The organism is Rhizobium sp. NLR22b (genome assembly GCF_019685295.1).
Taxonomy (GTDB): domain Bacteria; phylum Pseudomonadota; class Alphaproteobacteria; order Rhizobiales; family Rhizobiaceae; genus Rhizobium.
Genome location: NZ_JABDWM010000033.1, coordinates 1 through 20,239 on the forward strand (window position 1 = coordinate 1; position 20,239 = coordinate 20,239).

At 60.8% G+C, this 20,239-nt stretch carries 20 protein-coding genes and 3 pseudogenes; 15 read left to right on the forward strand and 8 right to left on the reverse strand.

The genetic code is table 11. The annotated features are described in order from the left end of the window. A pseudogene (locus HJC00_RS32905) lies at positions 1-127 on the forward strand (universal stress protein); the annotation flags it as partial. Positions 128-208: 81 nt separating this feature from the next. On the opposite strand, the gene HJC00_RS30590 reads toward HJC00_RS32905, so the two are convergent. Then, positions 209-664 carry a pyridoxamine 5'-phosphate oxidase family protein gene (locus HJC00_RS30590; protein ID WP_210633408.1) on the reverse strand — a complete coding sequence of 152 codons (456 nt, stop codon included), beginning with the start codon at positions 662-664 and terminating at the stop codon, positions 209-211. Between the two features lie 258 nt (positions 665-922). Then, positions 923-1,261 carry a TraR/DksA C4-type zinc finger protein gene (locus HJC00_RS30595; RefSeq protein ID WP_210633407.1) on the reverse strand — a complete coding sequence of 113 codons (339 nt, stop codon included), beginning with the start codon at positions 1,259-1,261 and terminating at the stop codon, positions 923-925. A gap of 221 nt (positions 1,262-1,482) precedes the next feature. Here HJC00_RS30595 and HJC00_RS30600 point away from each other — a divergent pair, with 221 nt between their 5' ends. Both HJC00_RS30600 and HJC00_RS30605 read left to right on the forward strand, forming a co-directional pair. Then, positions 1,483-2,307, forward strand: coding sequence for a universal stress protein (locus tag HJC00_RS30600; RefSeq protein WP_221123609.1), 825 nt, complete (start codon positions 1,483-1,485; stop codon positions 2,305-2,307). 11 nt (positions 2,308-2,318) lie between these two features. After that, a pseudogene (locus tag HJC00_RS30605) lies at positions 2,319-2,970 on the forward strand (propionyl-CoA--succinate CoA transferase); the annotation flags it as partial. Positions 2,971-3,163: 193 nt separating this feature from the next. On the opposite strand, the gene HJC00_RS30610 reads toward HJC00_RS30605, so the two are convergent. Together HJC00_RS30610 and HJC00_RS30615 are read right to left on the reverse strand one after the other, a co-directional pair. Then, the gene (locus HJC00_RS30610) at positions 3,164-4,138 is read right to left on the reverse strand and encodes an ABC transporter transmembrane domain-containing protein (protein WP_221165098.1); all 975 of its coding nucleotides are present in this window, start codon (positions 4,136-4,138) and stop codon (positions 3,164-3,166) included. A 126-nt stretch (positions 4,139-4,264) separates the two neighbouring features. Continuing rightward, positions 4,265-4,984, reverse strand: coding sequence for a CBS domain-containing protein (locus tag HJC00_RS30615; protein ID WP_210633404.1), 720 nt, complete (start codon positions 4,982-4,984; stop codon positions 4,265-4,267). A gap of 391 nt (positions 4,985-5,375) precedes the next feature. Here HJC00_RS30615 and HJC00_RS30620 point away from each other — a divergent pair, with 391 nt between their 5' ends. From HJC00_RS30620 to HJC00_RS30635, 4 genes are read left to right on the forward strand one after another with little or no spacing between them, the layout of a single operon-like run. Then, positions 5,376-5,642 (forward strand): PepSY domain-containing protein, encoded by a 267-nt coding sequence (locus tag HJC00_RS30620; RefSeq protein WP_221156742.1) that lies wholly within the window; start codon positions 5,376-5,378, stop codon positions 5,640-5,642. 2 nt (positions 5,643-5,644) lie between these two features. Then, positions 5,645-6,214, forward strand: a complete 570-nt coding sequence (locus HJC00_RS30625; protein WP_210633402.1) for a cytochrome b/b6 domain-containing protein — start codon at positions 5,645-5,647, stop codon at positions 6,212-6,214. Beyond that, positions 6,211-6,888 (forward strand): response regulator transcription factor, encoded by a 678-nt coding sequence (locus HJC00_RS30630; RefSeq protein WP_221156744.1) that lies wholly within the window; start codon positions 6,211-6,213, stop codon positions 6,886-6,888. Before HJC00_RS30625 ends, HJC00_RS30630 begins: the two co-directional genes overlap by 4 nt. Continuing rightward, positions 6,885-8,222, forward strand: coding sequence for a HAMP domain-containing sensor histidine kinase (locus HJC00_RS30635; RefSeq protein WP_210633400.1), 1,338 nt, complete (start codon positions 6,885-6,887; stop codon positions 8,220-8,222). The genes HJC00_RS30630 and HJC00_RS30635 overlap by 4 nt, the downstream gene beginning before the upstream one ends. A 138-nt stretch (positions 8,223-8,360) precedes the next feature. Here HJC00_RS30635 and HJC00_RS30640 read toward each other — a convergent pair whose 3' ends face one another. Continuing rightward, a complete protein-coding gene (locus HJC00_RS30640; protein ID WP_221165099.1) occupies positions 8,361-9,428 on the reverse strand; it encodes an ABC transporter ATP-binding protein in 1,068 nt (355 codons plus the stop codon). A 339-nt stretch (positions 9,429-9,767) separates the two neighbouring features. Here HJC00_RS30640 and HJC00_RS30645 point away from each other — a divergent pair, with 339 nt between their 5' ends. The 6 genes from HJC00_RS30645 to HJC00_RS30670 all read left to right on the forward strand — a co-directional run bounded on the left by HJC00_RS30645 (position 9,768) and on the right by HJC00_RS30670 (position 16,009). Beyond that, positions 9,768-11,408 carry an extracellular solute-binding protein gene (locus HJC00_RS30645; protein ID WP_221123606.1) on the forward strand — a complete coding sequence of 547 codons (1,641 nt, stop codon included), beginning with the start codon at positions 9,768-9,770 and terminating at the stop codon, positions 11,406-11,408. Positions 11,409-11,480: 72 nt separating this feature from the next. Beyond that, positions 11,481-12,599, forward strand: coding sequence for a carbohydrate ABC transporter permease (locus HJC00_RS30650; RefSeq protein WP_221123605.1), 1,119 nt, complete (start codon positions 11,481-11,483; stop codon positions 12,597-12,599). After that, positions 12,599-13,510, forward strand: a complete 912-nt coding sequence (locus tag HJC00_RS30655) for a carbohydrate ABC transporter permease (protein ID WP_183700060.1) — start codon at positions 12,599-12,601, stop codon at positions 13,508-13,510. The genes HJC00_RS30650 and HJC00_RS30655 overlap by 1 nt, the downstream gene beginning before the upstream one ends. Before the next feature lie 17 nt (positions 13,511-13,527). Then, positions 13,528-14,583 carry a LacI family DNA-binding transcriptional regulator gene (locus HJC00_RS30660; RefSeq protein WP_221123604.1) on the forward strand — a complete coding sequence of 352 codons (1,056 nt, stop codon included), beginning with the start codon at positions 13,528-13,530 and terminating at the stop codon, positions 14,581-14,583. Between the two features lie 41 nt (positions 14,584-14,624). After that, positions 14,625-15,086 (forward strand): RbsD/FucU family protein, encoded by a 462-nt coding sequence (locus tag HJC00_RS30665; RefSeq protein WP_184459996.1) that lies wholly within the window; start codon positions 14,625-14,627, stop codon positions 15,084-15,086. Beyond that, a complete protein-coding gene (locus HJC00_RS30670; RefSeq protein ID WP_221123603.1) occupies positions 15,083-16,009 on the forward strand; it encodes a ribokinase in 927 nt (308 codons plus the stop codon). The genes HJC00_RS30665 and HJC00_RS30670 overlap by 4 nt, the downstream gene beginning before the upstream one ends. Before the next feature lie 60 nt (positions 16,010-16,069). Here HJC00_RS30670 and HJC00_RS30675 read toward each other — a convergent pair whose 3' ends face one another. Both HJC00_RS30675 and HJC00_RS30680 read right to left on the reverse strand, forming a co-directional pair. Then, on the reverse strand, positions 16,070-16,795 hold the full coding sequence (locus tag HJC00_RS30675; protein ID WP_221123602.1) for a response regulator: 726 nt from the start codon (positions 16,793-16,795) through the stop codon (positions 16,070-16,072). 132 nt (positions 16,796-16,927) lie between these two features. Next, a complete protein-coding gene (locus tag HJC00_RS30680) occupies positions 16,928-17,260 on the reverse strand; it encodes a hypothetical protein (RefSeq protein WP_221123601.1) in 333 nt (110 codons plus the stop codon). A 261-nt stretch (positions 17,261-17,521) separates the two neighbouring features. Here HJC00_RS30680 and hemN point away from each other — a divergent pair, with 261 nt between their 5' ends. Both hemN and HJC00_RS30690 read left to right on the forward strand, forming a co-directional pair. Then, a complete protein-coding gene (gene hemN, locus HJC00_RS30685; protein ID WP_221124609.1) occupies positions 17,522-18,874 on the forward strand; it encodes an oxygen-independent coproporphyrinogen III oxidase in 1,353 nt (450 codons plus the stop codon). A gap of 166 nt (positions 18,875-19,040) precedes the next feature. Next, positions 19,041-19,529: a hypothetical protein gene (locus tag HJC00_RS30690; RefSeq protein ID WP_221165100.1), complete on the forward strand. Its 489-nt coding sequence runs from the start codon at positions 19,041-19,043 to the stop codon at positions 19,527-19,529. 27 nt (positions 19,530-19,556) lie between these two features. Here the strand turns inward: HJC00_RS30690 and HJC00_RS30695 are convergent. After that, positions 19,557-20,034 (reverse strand): annotated as a pseudogene (locus tag HJC00_RS30695) (NUDIX hydrolase). Between the last annotated feature and the right edge of the window lie 205 nt (positions 20,035-20,239).

Consider the following 20,239-nt stretch of genomic DNA (forward strand, 5'->3'; position numbering starts at 1 on the left):
CGACGTGTCCGCCGACCTGATCGTCATGGGTGCCTATAACCATCCCCGCTGGCAGCAGACGATCTTTGGCGGCGTGACGCGCGGCATGATCGAAGAAAGCAGGATGCCGATATTCATGGCCCACTGATCGGCCGGCGTTCAGCCGGCCCGGCGCCTCTCACCTTGCATGCATGTCGCCCGGTTGCGGCACGTGTCCGGGCGATAGGTATTAATCGATAGCAAAGGCCGCGCGGCCTGACAACGTCCGGACAAGGATGCCAAAGAAGATGTGCGGAGATTCGGCAAGGATCGGAACCTCCTTCGGGCTGAGCGAACCGACTTCCCACCAGTCCGCGTGCTTCTGCAATATTTCCCAGGCGTGCAGACGCTCACTCCGCCGGAGCTCGGTGTCGGGGAACTCCTCGAACTTTCCTTCGGCGATAACGCTCGTCCAGCCCTTGCCCACCCGCCGGTCCACCTGCAGGCACGCCCTGTCGTTTTCCCGCATCCATTCCACTTTGCGGCCGGGCATCGAAAAACAGTATGCGACGCCATCTTCAAAGGAGAAATAGATAGGCACGACATAGGGCCGACCGTCCTTGCAGCAGGCCAGGTGCCCAAATCTTGTCTCTCCCAGGACGGCGTGGCATTCAGCCAGCGTAAGTTCCCGTAAACCCAATGACATGAGACGCTCCTTCGGGTGGTGTTCCAGGAGTCATTTTAGACCGGCCGCGCGGCTTCGCACATTGATAAAGAGCAATCTCGTTTGGGTCTGGCAGGGCCGACTGACGGCTCGGGCAACAGATCGCTCATCACAGAAGAGGTCAGCTTGGCTGACGCCAAGAGTGCTGCATGGTCGCTGCGGGATGACCAGAGGAGCGATTATCCAGGCGGCGAGAAAGGCAGGCCCCCTCGCTTTCTCGCCGCCACAGAACGCTCGGTCTTACGGGGAGGGCCCCTCGTCCGCCAGACGGGCACAGCTCACGCAATATGGCGTGTAGGGGATGGCCTCCAACCGGTTGGGTTCGATCGGGGCGAGGCATCTGACGCAGCGACCGAAGCTTCCGCGCTTCAGCCGTTCCAGGGCCGCCTCGATCGATGTGATTTGCGCAACGGCTTCCCTTCGCATTTCGGTCAGCACCTGATCGTTCTCGACCTGGGTGATACGATCTTCGCTATCCGGATCCAGCGCGGCACCGAGATCGGCATCGATCGCCGACCGCCGGCGCTGCAGGTCCGCTTTCATGGTCTTCAGTTTGTTTTCTATCTCTTCGTTCTTCATCGACGCTTTCCCGCTGCGTGAAACGGCGGCACATGCCGCGCTCTGTTCGCCCATTCGGCCGGCCGAATGCAACGCTCATCACCGTACAACCGCCCGGGAAGGCTGCATTGATCGGCATCAATGGGGAGGGGATGGGCAGTTTGAGACATGTCAACGCGCAATTCCCGCTGAAGTGCGAGAGTGGCGACCCAGTCCGCCATTCTCTTCTTGGGGTGTCCACCATGAAACGGCATATCTTTTTACCGCTTCTCACCTATCCTGATGCGACTTCGGAAATCATGATCGCCAATGCGGTCATGCTGGCGCGCCACATGCAGGCGACGCTCACCGTCTGTGCGGTGGAGATTACCATTCCCGACGTCTCCAATGCCCTCTCCTCACTGATCATCGATGCGGCACAAATGGCGCGGGAAGCGGCGGCGCTGAGCCGCAGGCGCGCTTCGACGCTGACGCAGAAAGCGGTCGATGAGGCACGGGCGGCTTCCGTCGATCTACGCACCCGCGAGATCAAGGTCGAGGAGCCATTCGTCGTCGACGCGCTGGCGGAAGCCTCGCGCGCCTACGATCTCGTGCTTCTGGAACTGGCCGGCGTCTCCCGTCCGATCGTCGAGGCGGTACTGTTCGGGTCGGGGCGGCCGCTCATACTCTATCCGCCGGCGCCCTTCGGCGGCCGGATCGACCGTGTCGCCATCGCCTGGGATGGCAGCCGCGCGGCTGCCCGGGCGGCACATGATGCCTCCGTCTTCCTGGAGCAGGCCTCCAAGGTCTGCCTGCTTTCCGTGGTCGACGAGAAGCCGGTGACGTACGAGACAGGCGATTATCTCGTCGAAAACCTGCTGAAGAGCGGCGTGATGGCGGAGGTGACGCGGCTGCGCGCACACGGCGATCCTGTCGGGGAGGTACTGCAGAGCAAGGCCTTCGAATTGCGAGCCGATCTTCTCGTCATGGGCGGCTTCGGTCATTCGCGTTTGCGGGAATTCGTGCTCGGCGGCGCGACGCAGGCGGTGCTGACCAGCATCACCCTGCCTGTCCTGCTGTCGCATTGAGGGGCCTGTGCATGACGTTCAAGGACCGGCTTCCGAACGATCGGCTGTGGGATCGTATCGTCGATGCCGCGGAGGCCGCGCAGCTGATCACCGATGGCATGATCGTCGGCATGAGCGGCTTCACCAGAGCCGGCGAGGCCAAGGCCGTGCCGCTGGCGCTGGCGGAACGGGCAAGACGCGATCCGCTGAAAATCACACTGACGACCGGTGCATCGCTCGGCCACAATCTCGACAGCACGCTCACCGAGGCTCATGTCATCGCGCGCCGCATGCCGTTCCAATCCGATCCCGTCTTACGCCGGGCATCAATGCCGGCGAAGTGATGTTCGTCTATAGCATCTTTCGGAGACGGTGGAATTCCTGCGCAGCGGCCAGCTTGCACCGGTGGATTTGGCCGTCATCGAGGCGACCGCGATTACCGAGGGCGGCGGCACCGTGCCGACGACCTCCGTCGGCAATTCGGCAAGTTTCGCCGTCCTCGCACCGAAGGTGATCGTCGAGATAAACCTGTCGCAGCCGGGAGCACTGGAAGGTCTCCACGATATCTATATCCCTGCCGCGCGACCGAGCCGGGAGGCGATCCCCATCGTTGCGCCCAACAGCCGCATCGGCGTACCATTCATTCCGATCCCGCCGGAAAAAATCGCCGCGATCGTCGTCACCCAGCCTTGCCCCGCGGGAGCGGGCGGAGGTCGTCATCGCCAACTGCGTGCATCCGACCTATCGTGAAACGCTGAAAGATTATTATCGGCGCGCGCTGCTACGCGGCGGCCACACGCCTCATCCTGGAAGAGGCGCTCAGCTGGCATGACGCCTTGCGGCGGACGGGAAAGATGCTGCCGTAGTGCCGCCCGTTTCACGCCTCCATGGCGTCAGCCGCTGCCGTCTCCCCGACCATCTCGTCCTCCTGCAATCTTACGGCAGTACTTGCATCCCGGATCATGGCATACTTCACCTGCGTAACCCTCAGGTCGCGATACCAGTCGACGAGTTCTCCCCACGGGTCTCTGATTTTGGAGAGGCCGGAGATGAAGGCGACGACGGTTCCAATTTCAGTCTGACCGGTGACGACATAATAGCCGCCCAGGGCGAAGATGCCGGCATAGCCCAGCTGAGTCATCAGGTTCATCATGAAATTCATCGTGAATTTGATCCTGTAGACGCTCATGTTCAGCGAGAAGAGCCTCTCAATCCGATCATCCTGGGCATCGAGCGCATCACTAGTGACAACGTGCTGGACCATACTCTGGCTGACATGGCGCATGACGGTGATCTTGGTTTCGACGCGGCGGTTGATGGCGGACTGCATCAGCGGCACGAAGCCGATCTGCGGAAGGAAGACGACGGCGACGGCAAGCGCCATCAGGGGCTGCAGGAAGATCAAATAGCCGCCGACCGCGACAAGAATGCCTGCCTGCAGCAGCGGTTCCGAGATGCTGGTGCCGACAAAACCGCCGACCGGTTCGGCTTCGGCGATGATGATCGAGAGCTGCACGCCTTCGGCAATCGCATCGAGAGGAGCCTCGGCCGAGCGTTCCGAGGTCGCAAGCGCCGATTTACGCAGCCAGCGGACCGCGACCTCGCCGATCCAGCCACGATAGATATTGAGCATCAGCTTGGTCAGGCCTTCCAGCAGGACGAGGCCGAGATAGGCAAGAACGAGAATTAGAATGGCCTGATAGGGGGTGCCGTTTGTGGCCGCATTGATGATGCGCCTCTGGACCTCCAGCGGCGCGGTGCCGGCGAGGAAGAGAACGATCGAAAGGGCCGCGATCGCGATCTGGTGATGGCGCCCTATCAGGAACACGAATCCAAACAGACTTCTCGGCATTTCAGCCTCATGGCCTCGTATTTGTGCGTCAGAATGGCCGGCGCCGCTGCGAGCGACGGGAACGGGCTTTCACCTTTTGGAGCGCTCCTGCCGGCTGGCCATTCCGTGGTTTGCCTCCCTGACTTTTCAATTCTGTCTCATCTCGGCATCCGGCGGCGGCAGTGCGATGCCGTAATAGGGATCCACCCAGACGAGCAGGTCCCTGACAGACGTCACGCCTGCAACGTTCTCGGCCGCGACCTTTGCGGCCAGGCGCTCGCGTTCGTCGAAGATCGTTCCGGTCAGTTCGGCAACGCCGCCGGTGACGTGGCAATGGATGAAGCCGTTGCGGCTCCAGCTCTGCTTTGCAAGTTCCGATTCGATTGCCGCCTGGATCTGAGCGTCTCCGGCCGAAAGCGATGACGGTAGTGCCCGAGACAAAGCCCGCAAGAGATCGCAGCGCGAGACGATACCGACAAGCCTGCCATTTTCCACCACCGGCAGACGCTTGACATCCTGGCGTTCCATCGATTTGACGGCGTCGGAAATGGAGGCGGTCGGCGCGATCGTGCTGACCTTGGAGGTCATCACCTCATCGACCCGCCTTCCATGAGTTCGGACATATTCGGCGGCGATCTTTCCGGAGCTCGTCAGCCATTCGAGCAGCCACGACCGCTTGCGCTCGGTGTTCAATTCGCCGCGGCGCAGAAAGTCCCCTTCGCTGACGATGCCGACGAGCGCTCCATTGGCATCGACAACCGGTAGTCCGCTGATCTTGTTGTCGAGCATCAGCTTGGCGGCTTCGGCGACGGAGCAGGACGTCGTCACAGTTATCGCCGGCGATGTCATGATGTCTTGAACGAGCATTTTCGACTCCTGTTGCTTCGCATCTCCTCGGCAACGGCGCACGAGAATCTTTAACCAGGCCGGCATTTGCCTGCGAAGCCCGTGGGCTGAGTGCCAGCCTTTGGAGCAGGCAAGCAACCTTGGGGCTAGTGAGGATAAGTTAGCGGCGTTGAAGCCAGGACGCTTTGATCAACGTCAACAATGGAAGGAACTCGAAGCCGCGGCCGAATCGTCTTCAATTCCGGCGTGGGGGCTTTGCCCTGCTCACCGGATCGGCAGGACCAAGGCGCCCGCAGGCTACCCGTCTTCGCCTGCCGCAAATACGAATGGTCTCACCGACAGCAAACAGACAGGTTCAAGCCTCTATCCAGTCGCGGTCGCCTCATGAAAGGCAGAAGCAAAGGATTGAACGATGAAGTTGAAACTTATCTCCGCTCTTGTGATCATCGCCGCAACTCCCGCTCTGGCCATTGCCAGTCCAAGCTGCACCAAGGAGCCGAAGTCCAAGTGGATGCCCGAGAAAGCCATGAAGGAAAAAATCGACGCTCTGGGCTACCAGGTGAAAACCTTCGAGATCACCGGAAGCTGCTACGAGATCTACGGCAAAGACAAGAAGGGCGACCGCGCCGAAGTCTATTTCAATCCGGTGTCCGGCGAAATCGTCCAGAAAGGCGACTGACCATGGCGCCCATTGAGTTGCAGAAGCAGGAGGGCCTCCGGCCCTCCCAGGTCGCGAGCGGCACCGTCAAGGTCTGGGACCCAATCGTCAGACTGTTTCACTGGACCGTCGTTACGGCCTGCATCCTCAATCTTTTTGTGTTTGAGGAAGGAAAATATTGGCACCGTTTGACCGGCTACGTCGTTGCCATGGCCATCGTCGTACGGATCATCTGGGGGTTCGTCGGAACCAGGCATGCGCGGTTCCGAGACTTCTTCCCGACACCTGGCAAAGTGAGGGCGCAGATCCTTGGCATGATCAATGGCAGCGAGCAACGCTATATCGGCCATAATCCGCTGGCATCGATCATGATGCTGGGCCTCATGGTGATTCTTGCAATGACCGCGGTCAGTGGCTGGATGACGACGCTCGATGCCTTCTGGGGCGACAAATGGCTCGAGGAAGTGCACGGTGTCATCGCCAACAGCATCATGGTCTTCGCCTTCATCCATGCCGGGGCGGCATTGGTCGAGAGCTGGAGACATCGGGAAAATCTCGTCTGGTCGATGGTGACAGGTCGAAAGAGAGCATGAGAATTCTTCTGATCGAAGACAGCGTCCGGCTTCGCGAGCTTCTTTGCGAAGCCATCCGCGAGGCCGGCTGGCGCATGGATGCCTTTGCTACGGCAAATGAAGGCCGTCTCGCGCTTGACGGAACAAGCTACGATCTCCTTCTTCTTGACCTTGGCCTGCCTGACGAAGATGGCCTCGACGTGTTGAAGTCTCTGCGTCTCGCGAAGCGGCAGATTCCGGTGCTCGTCCTGACGGCACGCGGGGCCGTCGACGAACGGATCGCCGGGCTGGATGCCGGGGCTGACGACTACTTGATCAAACCCTTCAACAATGGCGAGTTGATCGCGCGGATTCGAGCCCTGATGCGGCGCTCGCCCATGACAGCCATGCCGACACTGGAATTCGCCGACGTCAGGTTTGAGGCGGCGTCCCGCCAGGTCACCTGCAACGGCATTGAAATGGCGCTCGCCCCCTCGGAAAAGTCGCTGCTCGAACTGCTGATGCGCAATGGCGGGAACGTGGTTTCCAAGCGCAAGATGGAACACGCTTTCTCCGAGTTCGGTGACGAGCGCAGCAGCAACGCCGTCGAGCTGGCGGTCTCCCGGCTCCGGCGGAAACTGGAGGGACATCCCGCCAATGCCGTCATCGAAACCGTGAGAGGCGTCGGTTACATGCTGCGCGAGGACCGAGGTTGATTCGATCGGCTCCTACCTTGACGGCCATTCTGACGCGAAGGATCGCCTTCTTCGCCATGGTCGCGATGCTTGTCCAGCTCGCCGTCGTCTTCTCCGACTATTATTGGAACGTCGGGGAACTTTCCCGCCTGTATGTCGAGCAGGAAACAGAGCGGCTTGCCTCGGGCGTCGGTGGCAGGGACGGAGCCGTTACCTACAGGCTGCCGGCAGCTGTAGGCCGGCGTTATGCCCATCCGCAGACCGGCTATGTCGCCCGCATTCGCGACGGCCGGGGCCACCTTATCTTCGAGTCCTGCGACGATGCCTGCGAAAGCCGTTTCCTGCCCGCGGAGGTCAATCCTCCGGATTTTTGGCTTCGCACCATCAAGCCAGGGAAACCGCTTACGCTTGTCGGGGGCCGAGCTTTCCAGATCGGCGAGCAGCGGATTCTGGTTGATGTCGCCACTGTGGGCGATCCTGAGAATCTCGCCTCCGCCGTCTTTTGGAACGAGATCCTCGAGCACATGATCGTGCCGATGAGCATCTTGCTCGGACTTGTTCTCGGGGCAACCTTAATATCGGTTCGCCGCGCCCTGAAGCCTGTGAAGGCCGCGGCCGATGCTGCCGAACTCATCGATCCGATGGATTCCGGATCTCATCTGCCCTTCGAGGGAATGCCGCGAGAAATTGCCCATCTCGCGGTGGCCGTCAACCGGGCGTTCCAACGAATTGGCGAGCTGATGCTATCGCAAAGGATACTGACATCGGGCATCGCCCATGAAGTGCGCACACCGCTTGCGGCCATCAAACTCGAACTCGGCCGTATTGACCATCCGAGGGCGCGGAAAGCTGAGGCGGATCTCGATGACCTCGTGCATTTTGTGAGCCAGCTGACGGCGCTCGCGCGGCTGGACACGTTCGATCACAGCACGTTCGAAGAGGTCGATCTCGTCGTTCTTTGTACAGGCGTGGCCGAGCAGCTCGCACCTTGGGTTTACGAAAACAAGCATTCGCTGGAGGTGTTCGCCCAGATCGAGGCGGCAGGTGTCAGAGCAGCACCAGCTCTATTGAAAGACGCCCTTCGCAATCTGATCGAGAATGCGGTTCGCCATACGCCGGATTCAACGAAGATCATTGTCAGGGTGGGAGAATACGGTATCCAGGTCGAAGATCGACAGGATGTATTTGGCAGTTTCCTCCATCAAACCCAGAGTGCGGAAGGCCTCGGAATAGGACTTAAGATCGTTGAACGGATCGCGGAACTTCATAAGGGATCGTTGAGGCGTTCCATATCGCGGCACGGCAACATCTTCGAACTCTTATTGCCGGTGGTGGCGCGACGCAGGCGGTGCTGACCAGCATCACCCTGCCTGTCCTGTCGTCGTATTGAGCGACGGCAGGCGGTCAAGGACCGGCTCTCGAACTCATTGTCAACGCCACGAGGGCCGCGTACCTCATCAGCCGCAGCCTGCCGGCCGGCAACAAGCGGCTCCTCAATCCCGTCGCAGCGCCTTGCCGGACTCCGCATCGAACAGATGAAGCTTGCCCGGCCGGGCCGCGATCGTTACGGCCTGCCCGGGCTCGAAATCGTGACGTTCGGACAGCACCGCGACAAGTTCGCCGGATCCGTAGCGCAAAAATACCATCGTCTCGTGGCCAGTGGGTTCGGTGACGTTGACGGTCGTCTTCAAGCCGCTCGGAGCGAGCGACAGATGTTCGGGCCGCACGCCCAGGCGCACAGGCTGGCCATCGGACGCCTCCGGCGTGAAGCCGAGCGCAATCTCATCGCCTGTCTCCGTGACGAAGACCGCACCGTCGGCCTTGTAGTGACCTTTCAGCAGATTCATCGACGGCGAGCCAATGAAGGTGGCCACGAACGTATTGCGGGGACGGTCGTAAAGCTCCAGGGGCGTTCCCGTCTGTTCGACCTTGCCGCCCTGCATGACCACGATCTTGTCGGCCATCGTCATTGCTTCGACCTGGTCATGGGTAACGTAAATGGTCGTGGTCTTCAGCCTTTGGTGGAGCTCCTTGATCTCCTTGCGCATCTGCACGCGCAGCTTGGCATCGAGGTTCGACAGGGGCTCGTCGAATAGGAAGACTTGCGGCGATCGGACAATGGCTCGCCCCATCGCTACGCGCTGCCGCTGGCCGCCCGAAAGCTGGCGCGGATAGCGGTCAAGATAGGGCACGAGGTCGAGGGTTTCGGCCGCCGCCTGTAGGCGCTGCTTGATGACATCGGCCGGCTGCTTCTGCAGACGCAGCGCGAAGACCATGTTCTCGGCAACGGTCTTGTGCGGATAGAGCGCATAGCTCTGGAAGACCATCGCAATATCACGGTCCTTCGGCGGCAGATTGTTGACGATCTTTCCGCCGATCGAGATGGTGCCGCCGGTAATGCTCTCGAGGCCTGCGACCATGCGCAGCAAGGTCGACTTGCCGCAACCGGACGGGCCGACGAGGACCACGAACTCGCCATCGCGAATGTCTATATTGACCCCATGCAGGATGTTTAAGGCGCCGTATGCCTTCCGCGCCTCTGAAATATTGACCTCAGCCATATGCCTCCCACTCGCTTTCCGGTCACCCCCGGCACACGTTCCAGGGGATGAATTTCTCGACAGTATCCAGAGTTTGAGGCACAGCGAAAGTGCGCTCTGCCACGATCCGAAATACCTTCAGAACCTCCTCCATGAAACGTTTCATTTTTTATTGACTTTTTGCGCTTCCCGTCTAATGCTCACTGATGAGACCGAGAGGAGCGGTTTCAAACAAGAATTATGAAACGTTTCATTTTCTTGTTTACCAGATAGTTCTGCACGAGACCAGTCCCAAATTCGGGCCGGAGCCTATCCGGAACACTGGCCGGCGGCAGCGCACCAAACGTGGAGGAGGAAGACATGAAAGTCGAAATTTACGATGCATTGATGCGCCGTCAGGCAAGCCGCCGCGACCTTTTGCGCGGAACGGCAAGTGCGGCGGCTCTGCTCGGCCTGTCCGGCGCGATGGGCGGAATTGCCGGCACCGCATTCGCGGCCGATGACCTGCGCGCCCAGATCCTGCAGATCCCCGGCGTCGGCAAGGGTTCGCCGACGGACGCGGACTGGCAGAAGGTCGGCGAGCTCTGCCTCGGCCCGACCAAGGCCAATGTCAAGCAGGGCGAATTCGCCGGCGTCGAGCTGACCTTCATGGGGCTCAACAACCAGAATCTGCACAACTTCCTGTTCCGCGGCTTCCTGAAGCCTTGGGAAGCCTATACCGGCGCCAAGATCAACTGGATCGACCTTGCCCAGGCCGATTACAACGCCCGCCTTCAGCAGTCGATCGCAACCGGCACGGTTGATTTCGACATCCTTGAAATGGGCGCGCCTTTCGAAGGCGATACCGCCGGACGCGGGCTTCTCGACGAGATGCCTGATTGGGCTGCAAAGCAGGTCGAAGCCGACGACCTGGTGAGCTACCTGAAGCCGCCGGTCGGCACCTGGGACGGCAAGACCTATCGCGTCACGATCGATGGCGACTGCCACACCTTCGCCTATCGCAAGGATTACTTCGGCGAAGGCTCGATCAGCGGCATGGCCGAGCCGCCGAAGACCTGGCAGGACGTCAACGCAGCGTCCAAGGCGCTGATCGGCAAGACCGATCCGCTGACCGGCCAGCCGGCCTATGGCTATCTCGACCCGCTCAAGGGCTGGGGCGGCTTCGGCTTCTATTTCATCGAGAACCGGGCGACGGCCTATGCCAAATACCCCGGCGATCCGGCCTGGCTGTTCGATCCTGAGAACATGAAGCCGCTGGTCAACAACCCCGCCTGGGTCCAGGCGATCCAGGATGTGCTGGATCTGATCGCGGCCAAGGCCTATCCCGCCGACCAGATCAATGCGGACCCCGGCACCACCGCCTTCTCGCAGTTCCTGGCAGGCACCGGCGCAATGCTGATGTGGTGGGGCGACGTCGGCTCCAGCGCGCGCACCTCGGATACCTCGGTCGTCGGCGACGTGGTCGGTTTCGGCATCAACCGCGGCTCCAACCGCGTCTACAACCGCAAGTCCGGGCAATGGGAAGACAAGTATAACGAAGCGCCCAACATGGCCTATCTCGGCTGGGGCATCTACGTCACCAAACGGGTCTCCAGCGACGAGAAAAAGCGCAAGGCGGCCTGGTCTGCTGCAGCCCATCTCGGCGGCAAGGATCTTTCCCTTTGGACGTCGGCCTATCCGTCCGGTTTCCAGCCCTATCGTCAGTCGCACTTCAACTACGACGAATGGGAAAAGGCAGGTTACGACCGCGCCTACATCGAGGACTATCTGGGTTCGAACGCCGACAGCTACAACCATCCGAACGCTGCGATCGAGCCGCGCATCCCCGGCATCTTCCAATACTACTCCGTTGCGGAGGACGAATTGGCGAAGGGCTTTGCCGGACAATACAAGTCGGCACAGGAAACCGCGGATGCGATTGCAGCCGCCTGGGAAAAGATCACCGACCAGATCGGCCGTGATAGCCAGCTGAAGCTCTATCGGACGAGCCTCGGGCTCTGATCGATTGACATAAACGCGCTGGCGGACTGAAAGGCTTCGCCAGCGCCCATCCTGTCCGGGCGAGGAATATCAATGTCGACAGTCGAAGGCGACCTGCTCCACACGGTCGAAGCCGGCTCCATTTCCGCGAGCCGCCGTTTTTGGGGCCGCTCGGCTCTGTGGCTGAGCGCCATATGGTTCATGGCATCCTTTGTATTGCAGGCTGTCCACGAACTTGGCTGGACCGATTGGGGCTTTGCCAACTGGCGGCCGGTTCTCTACGCCTATTTCATTTGGGCCGCGGTTCTCTGCGTCACCCGCGTCGTCATATACGGCGAGGCCGGCAAGAAGGCGCTCTTTGTTCTGCCGGCCGCGCTTTTCGTCGTATCGATGGTGGTCTTCCCGCTGCTCTTTGCGCTCTGGATCGGCTTTTCGGATTGGAACCTCGCCTCTTCCGCCGGCCGGCGCTTCAACGGGCTCGACAATGTCCGCCGGATGATCGCCGATCCATTCTATGCCAACGCCTTGCTCAACATGATCCTTTATTGCCTTGCGATCGCTGTGGAATATGCGATTGCCTTCGGCCTGGCGCTGCTCCTCAACCAGGAAATCATTGCCCGGAAGTTCTGGCGCGTCACCTTCCTCGTGCCCTTGATGCTGTCGCCGGTCGCGGTGAGCTGGATGGTGGGCAAATCGATGCTGGAGACCCGTTTCGGCCCGATCGCGCGCATGGCCCGCTGGCTCGGCTGGGAAAACCCGTCCTTTTTCGGCGATCCGCTGACGGCGCGCCTTTCGATCATGATCATGGATGCCTGGACCTTCATTCCCTTCATGATGATCATGCTGCTCGCCGGACTGCAGGCCTTGTCGAGGGAGGTGCTGGAGGCGGCCGAGGTCGACGGCGCCACCAAATGGCAGCGCTTCTGGCAGGTGATTTTCCCGCTGATGCTGCCAGTGTCGGTCACGGCAGTGATGATCCGCATCATCTTCAAGTTGAAGCTCGCCGACATCATCATCACGGTGACATCGGGAGGCCCCGGAGGAGCGACGGATTCCGTCACCAGTTTCATCTATCGCGAATACCGCGACCGTTCGAATGTCGGATACGGAACCCTGCTCGCGCTCGTCTATCTGGTGATCATCGTCGTCGGCATGACGGGGCTGATGAAGATCTCCGACCGTATCGTCAAGCGGATGACAGGAAGGCTCTGATGGTTCGCATCGATTTCGAAAAATACGGACGGGGCCAACGCATTCGCTGGTGGGCCATGCGTTTGGCGGTCTACGGCCTGCTCGTCATCTGGGCGTGTGTCTGCATCTTCCCGCTGTTCTGGACGGTTTCGACCTCATTCAAGACAGCCGCAGATGTCATGCGCGGCAATCTGATCCCCTGGTTCAATTTCGCGCCCAACTGGCTCGGCTGGCGCTCGCTCGGCCTCTCTCCCGATACGATTCCCCAGATTTCGACGGTGCGTGATGAATTCATGCGCAGGCTCTGGAACAGCGTGATCATCTCCGTCACGGCATCCGCTCTTGCGGTTGTGCTCGGATCGCTCGCCGCCTACGGCCTCAGCCGTTTCTCCTATAAATTCGGCCATATGCGCAATTCCGACATTTCCTTTTTCTTCCTGTCGCAGCTCATCATGCCGCCTGTCGTCCTCGCCCTGCCATTCCTGGTTCTCTACAAGGAGCTGGCGCTGCTCGACACCTATGCCGGCATGATCGCCGTCTATACGCTGATGGTCCTGCCGATCGTCGTCTGGATCATGCGCGATCAGTTCGCGACCATACCGGTCGAGCTCGAGGAGGCCGCGCTGGTCGACGGCCTGTCGATCTGGGGCGCGTTTGCCCGCATCATCGTGCCGCTCGTACTGCCGGGCATGGTTGCCGCCTTCCTTTTGGCGCTGATCCTGTGCTGGAATGAATATTTCTTCGCCGCATTGCTGACCTCGACCAACACGAACACGCTGCCGGTGATGATCGCCAGCCAGACCGGCAGCCAGGGCATCAACTGGTGGTCGATGGCTGCCCTTTCCACCGCTGGTATCCTTCCGCTGGTCATCGTCGGCGTCGTGTTGGAAAAGCACATCATCGCCGGGATGACCGCAGGAGCGGTAAAATAGCCGCGGGACGTTTGAACATGCCAAAGATGCCCACAGTCAAGGATGTCGCCGAATATGCGGGCGTCTCCGTGGGCACCGTTTCGCGCGTTCTGTCGGGCGAAGCCGCGGTCAAACCCCTGCTGCGGGAAAGGGTCAACGACGCTATTTCGGCGCTCGGTTACCGGCCGAACGTGACCGCACGAGCCTTGCGTACCAGCAGAACCGACGTTATCGGCCTCGTCGTTCCCGACATCACCAATCCTTTTTTTGCGCAGCTTGCGGCAAGCATCGAGCGCGCGGCGCTCGAATGCGGTCACAGCCTTATGCTGGCAAGCTCGCATAACGACAGCGAGGCGGAGCAGAGCCACGTTTCGGCTTTTCTCGACCGATCGGTGCGCGGCATCATCGTGGTGGCTTCGAGCGACGGTTCAGGTCTCGATCTGCCAGCCTCGGTCCCGGTCATATCGCTGGACCGGCGCTTCGGCGCCTTTCCCCTGGTGTCGACCAACCATGCGCAGGCGGCCACGCTGATTGCCGATCATCTCTATGGGCTGGGGCACCGGCGCATCGCTTATATTTCCGGGCCGACCGACACTGAGGCAGGGCGCATGCGCAAGGAGGCCTTCGTCAGCCGCATGGACGGCTTCGGCAAGACCGGCGAGCCTGTCGAACTGCAAATCGCCCATGGCAGATTCGACTATGAATCCGGCGAAAGAATTGCCCGCGAGCTGCTTTCGCGCCCGCCGCAGGATCGGCCGACGGCGATAGCCGCCGCCAGCGACCAGCAGGCGATCGGCGCATTGCGCGCCGCCCGTGACCTTAAGATCGATGTGCCGCGAAAACTGTCCGTCACCGGTTTCGACGACATTTCGCTTGCCAATCTCGTGGTGCCGCGGCTGACAACCATACGCCAGCCAGCCGACATGCTGGCGCGGCGCGCGGTCAGCCTTCTCCTGGAGGAACCGCCGGGCAAGGGGGACGAAATGGTGGACGGATCGCTGATCGTGCGCGGTTCGAGCGGCCCGTGCCCGCAACCTGGCGAACCGAAAGGCGCACGGGCGCTCCGAGCCGGACATCGCCGGGACAGAAATTGAAGCACGGCCGGCGCTCCGGCTAGAGAAAGGATGGAAGATCAATGCTCAAGGGAATTCGGGCCGAACTCAATGGCGACATTCTTCAGGCACTTAGCAACATGGGACATGGCGACTATCTCGTCATCTCCGACATGAATTTTCCATCGGATTCGATAGCCCGCCAGACGCGTCTGGGTAAACTGCTGACCATGGAAAACATTCCCGCGCCGCAGGCGATCGACGCGGTCCTTTCGGTCCTGCCTTTGGACACGCCGATTCAGCCGTCGGTCGGACGCATGGAAGTGATCGGCAAACCGGATGAAATCCCGCCGATCCAACAGGAAGTACAGTCGATTGTCGACCGGGCCGAAGGCAAGCCGTCGCCGATGTATCCCGTCGAACGCATGGCGTTCTACGACATCGCCAAAAAGGCCTATTGCGTGATCGCAACCGGGGAACTGCGGTTCTATGGATGCTTCCTTTTGACCAAGGGCGTCATTCCAGCGGAAGAGGCCGTGCGATGAGCGAGAAAAGCGGGATCGTCATCTTAGGCATTTTTGCCGCCGACACCGCCTATAAGGCAAAGCGCTTGCCCCAAATCGCCGAGACGCTGATGGGGTCGGGTTTTACGCTCGGGCCGGGAGGCAAGGGCTCCAACCAGGCGATCGCCGCGGCAAAAGCCGGCGGCAAGGTGACTTTCATTTCACGGGTGGGCAACGACGCGTTCGGCGCGATGGCCCTTGCGGCCTATGCGGAGGCGGGTGTCACAGCCAATGTGATGAAGATGGACGGGGTTTCCACGGGCGCTGCCTTCATCTTCGTCGACGAAGCGAGCGGCGACAATGCCATCATCGTGGTGCCGGGCGCCGCAGGGCTGATCGGCATCGAAGATGTCGAAGCGAACCGGGCAGCGATCGAAAGTGCTGCTATCTTCATGACACAGCTCGAACAACCGCTGGAAGCGGCCCTGCATGGCCTGTCGATCGCCAAAAGGGCAGGGGCCACGACCATCTTCAACCCGGCGCCGGCCAGCACCATCCCGGACAGCATCTATGGCCTGAGCGATTTCATCGTTCCCAACGAAGTCGAAGCGGCGCAACTGGTGGGCCATGCGATCGAAACCGATGAACAGGCGCGTGCGGCGGCGCGCACGCTGGTCGCCCGAGGCGCGCGCGCAGCGGTCATCACGCTCGGCGCGCGCGGTGCGCTCTATCACACCGCCGAGCAGAGCGAATTCGTCCCCGCATTTTCGGCGGGAAATGTCGTTGACACAACCGGAGCCGGCGACGCCTTTCTCGGTGGGTTCGCGACGGCGATCTCCGAAGGCCGGGCGCCAATCGAGGCCGTCCGTTTCGGCTGCGCGACTGCCGCGATCGCCGTAACACGGCCGGGTACGGCCCCCGCCATGCCTTCTCGCGCCGAGATCAGCGCCTTGCTTGGCTCCTGATGACTGGCCGTCGCAGGGGAATTGGGCGGGGCGTGTCAGCCTCGCCATCTCCAGAAGCCGTCAATCCAGCCTTGCGGTAAAGACGTAGCCGACGCCGCGCACGGCCTTGATGAATTGAGGCTTCTTCGGGTCCGTCTCAATCTTGCGCCGCAGCCGGACGATCTGGGCATCGATCGTCCGGTCGAAAGCTTCGAGGCTTCGGCCCCGGGTCAGATCCATCAGCACGTCGCGGGTCAGAACCCGTCCGGCATGCCGGACGAAGGTCGTCAGCATATCGAACTCGCCGGTCGTCAACTCGATTTCCGTGCCTTCCGGATCGAAAAGCTGCCTGCGGCTGAGATTGAGCTTCCAGTCTTCGAAGCCGACAATCTCCTCGCCGGCCGCCTCGGCACTGCGCGCAGGAGCTTGCCGGCGGCGCAGGATCGATTTCAGGCGGGCATGAACCTCCCGGAGATGGAAGGGCTTGGCGATGTAATCGTCGGCACCGACTTCCAGACCGACGATTCGATCGACGACGTCGTCACGGCCCGTCAGCATCATGATCGGCACGTCGGACTGGGCGCGAATTTCGCGGGCGAGGTCAAGGCCATCCGTGCCGCCGGGAAGAACGAGGTCGAGCAGGACGGCGTCGAAATTCTGCTGGCGCAGGCGCACGCGCATCTCGATTCCGTCGGCGGCGGAAGAGACCGTGTAACCCTCGTCCTCGAAGTAGCGCGTCAACATCTGGCGAATGCGCGGGTCATCGTCGACGACGAGAAGATGCGCGTCATGTTGAAGTGCTGCCATCGTCCATCCGCCAAGCCGTTGCTCGTTACAGATCGTCTTCAATGGCATCGTCTTTAACATGCCCGTCAAGCTGGTGTCACCACCAGGCGGTCGTTGTCCTCATCGTAAACCGCAAATCCATTCCGGCCAGAATTACGCGGGCCTGGCATCGTGCAGCCGATGGCGTTTGGTCTGCATCGGAACGGGAGCCGGCGAGGATTGCCACGCGCAGAGCCATCCGCGGACATCGTTCGCTGTGATCCGAACCGTGTTTGCGCTCGTGGAGGCAAGGCGGCGCGCGGCTATCTGGCAGAAAGTGTCGACGTATTGAAGAAGGCGGAATTCGGTAGCCCGCGGCGGCGAGGCCACCGACAGCAATGCCCGCCGCGACACGATGACGGTCTTCATGTCGGGCCCGAACCGCACATCGATACGCCCCGACTTGTCTTTCGCGTCGAGATTTGCTGTGACGATTTCATATGGCATTCCATCGCTCCGGATCGTTGGTTCGTCGCTGCGGCTTCTGAATTTTTTTCTCCAAGTTACGACGCCGGTCGCACGACGCTTTGACTTCGATCAAATGAACAGGGCGAGAGGTCGGCACCGAAACATCCGCGCCGTGACCGAAAGGATATGGACAAATATCCGGACAATTTCCACGCCGACGGCATCATCATTGATTTGGGACAAGGAAGAGCGTGCGGCCTGAGGTCATAAGGCATCCTGCTTTTGAAAAGGGATGTGACAATGTCCGACGATCTGGTCGCCAAATACGGCGATGCGCGGCTTCCGCGTTATACGAGTTACCCGACGGCACCGGCTTTTTCGGCCACCGTTGGGCCGGATGAATATGCCCGCGGTCTCGCCGATATCGGCAAGACCGGGCCTGTTTCGGTTTATCTCCACGTACCGTTCTGCCATTCGATGTGCTGGTACTGCGGCTGCCACACGACCAACACCCGGCAGGACGCCCCGGTCGTCGAATATCTTGATGTGATGAACCAGGAGATCGAACTCGTCTCCTTTGCCGCCGGAAACGACGTGCCCGTCAGGAACGTTCATTTCGGCGGCGGCACCCCTACAATCATGAAACCTCGGGACTTTTCCGCCCTGATGGCAAAGCTCAGGAGCGCCTTTGCTTTCGAGGCAGATGCCAGTGTTGCCGTGGAGATCGATCCGCGCAGATTGGCCGCTCCCATGATCGATGCGCTCTGCGAAAACGGCGTCGATCGCGCGAGCCTCGGCGTCCAGAGCTTCGATCCGGTCGTGCAGGCGGCAATCAACCGGCTGCAGTCCTTCGAGCAGACGGAGACGACAGTGGCCGAGTTGCGGTCCGCAGGTGTGACCAGCATCAATTTCGACCTGATCTATGGCCTTCCGAAGCAGACGGTACAATCCTGCTTGGAAACGGTCCGCCTGGCCACAGAGCTGCGTCCCGAACGTTTCGCCGTCTTCGGTTACGCCCACATACCCACCTTCAAGAAGCATCAACGCCTAATCGACGAAGCATCGCTGCCGGACGCAAAACAGCGGAATGAGCAGGCCGAAGCCATCGCCCGGGAGCTTCAACAAGCCGGATATGTGCGTATCGGGCTCGATCATTTTGCACTGCCGCAGGATCAGCTCGCACTTGCCGCCCGCAACGGCACGATGAGACGGAACTTCCAGGGCTATACCACGGATGATTGCGATAGCCTCATCGGCCTTGGCGCTTCCGCGATCGGACGGCTGCCGAGCGGCTATATGCAGAACCACGTGCCTCTCGGACTTTATGCCGAGCGGGTTGCCGCCGGCATGCTGCCCACGGCCAAGGGTTATCTTCTCAGCGAAGAGGACAAACTTCGCGCGAGAATCATCGAAAGGCTGATGTGCGATTTCGAGGTCGATCTCGGAAAGGTGAGCAGCGGCTCGGGTTTCGACACCGGCTTCCTTGTCGAACGCAACGAGCGCCTAGGCGAGCTGGTGGCCGACGGCGTCGTGGCGATCAGCGGCGAGCGGATCGTCGTATCTCAGGATGCACGCTTCATGGTCCGTGCCGTCGCGGCGGCATTCGACGCCTATTTCGGCTCGCACGGACGCACGCACAGCAAGGCCGCCTGACCTGAATCAGAGCCAGGCCGGAAGTGCCGATCCATGACTCCGGCCTGTTTACTCATGCCCTTCAGGCGGTGGGTTGATAGATTGCTGGCAGGGGTGCGCCAGCACCGTCTTCGCGTTTGTCACACGGCAGTAGAGATCGCCGGTCATTTCTTGCAGAGGTAATATGATGAACAAGCCGATTCCGACCGATTTCATGGAACTCGAACGCTGCTACGACCAACTGATGTTGTGGTGCGACGTGCTTCAGGCAATCGCCGATTTCCTGCCTTGCCACATAGACGAAGATCTTTGCGACCGCATCTCTCGCGGCCTGCTTCCGCTGCTGCAGACGACGCATGAGCTCGAACAGCGGCTGATCTCCTCCCGGCTCGGATTGATCATGGACGCCGCGGAAAAAGCCGGCGCGGACGAACGGCGGCGGGCAGGCCGCCTGGTGGGTCTTGGCGCCGCGCGAGACGTGGCCGTCACCCTGGAAACGGTGGGCGAGGGGGGCTGCCGGCTGTCCTGGGAAACTGTCGGATATCAGCTGCGTTCGTTCTTCTGCTCGATGCGCAGTCATATCCGGTCCGAACGCGAGATCATGACGTTAATGCAGCGGGCGACGGAAACTGCAGCGCGGCTGGAGGAGGCGACCAATCGGACCGAAGCAGCCTGAGCAAAGCCGGATTACCGTGCCGACATCTCAAGAACGCGCTTGCCGGTCCACGCGCCGCAACAGGCTTTTCAATTCCGGCTCGTTCACCATTGAGGCCGCCTCGAGAGGCGGCATCCAGGCGAGCTTGCGCTCCTTGTGCTCCGGGAAACGGGACTTGGTGTGGCGAACCGTCATGACGTGCACCGTCACGAATGACGCCACCTGTTTCCCATCCTGAAGCGTCTTGAGATAGGAGAAGCAGCCGAAAGCGCGTTTCTTCGCCCGCCCCTTCACACCCGCTTCTTCCCAGGCCTCACGCTCGACCACCTCATGCGGCGCGAGACCCTTGATGGGCCAGCCCTTCGGAATGGTCCACCGTTTCGCGCGTCGTGATGAGCAGGACCTCATAACCGCCGCCCGGTCCATCACGCAGGCAAAGCGCACCGAATTGCTCCAGGGCCTTGCCGAGGAGGATTGTCTCGGCATGGTCGGCTAGCTGGGACAAGAGTGTCGGGGCCTTGTTCATAGAATTCAGATGTGTCGGTTGTTCACCTTGGCAAGCAGACGCGACGGTTGAATTCCGCAGTGACCGTCATTCCGACAGGCTGCTTTTGAAATGCGCCGAATGACTTCGGCCGGCGCCGGTCCAGCGTCTCGTTGCCAGCCGGCATCTAACAGCTGCGCCGGCCGCACAGACAACCGCCGCGAAAGCAAGCATCACAGGCTTGAAC